Annotated in this window: 1 rRNA gene; it reads right to left on the reverse strand. The window is 51.1% G+C overall.

The features are described from left to right. Positions 1 to 318 (reverse strand): 16S ribosomal RNA (locus EOE18_RS18225); the annotation flags it as partial. Between the last annotated feature and the right edge of the window lie 253 nt (positions 319 to 571).

The following is a 571-nucleotide window of genomic DNA, read 5'->3' on the forward strand; positions in this document are numbered from 1 at the left end:
CTCCCGTAGGAGTCTGGGCCGTGTCTCAGTCCCAGTGTGGCTGATCATCCTCTCAGACCAGCTAAGGATCGTCGGCTTGGTAGGCCTTTACCCCACCAACTACCTAATCCTACGCGGGCTCATCCCTGGCCGATAAATCTTTGGACTTTCGTCATCATCCGGTATTAGCAGTCATTTCTAACTGTTATTCCGAAGCCAAGGGCAGATTCCCACGCGTTACGCACCCGTGCGCCACTAAGGCCGAAGCCTTCGTTCGACTTGCATGTGTTAGGCATGCCGCCAGCGTTCGTTCTGAGCCAGGATCAAACTCTCAAGTTAGGTCCAGTCTCACAAACAGCACAGTGTCTATACACTGCCATCTGACGTAAAACTAATTCAGGGGTCATTCACCCTGCACATATCTAAACGTATGGTTACGTCAGGACATGCTAAAGGTGACGACTGTTTTAAACTACATACCCGAGCCCTGAAGCCCCGGATGCAGACGCCGTCGCCCACATGTCCCTTCATCTTTCATCAACAATGTCAAAGAGCTCAAAACATAATACCGGCTAACATACACCCCTGATCC

Source organism: Novosphingobium umbonatum (assembly GCF_004005905.1).
Lineage (GTDB): Bacteria > Pseudomonadota > Alphaproteobacteria > Sphingomonadales > Sphingomonadaceae > Novosphingobium > Novosphingobium umbonatum.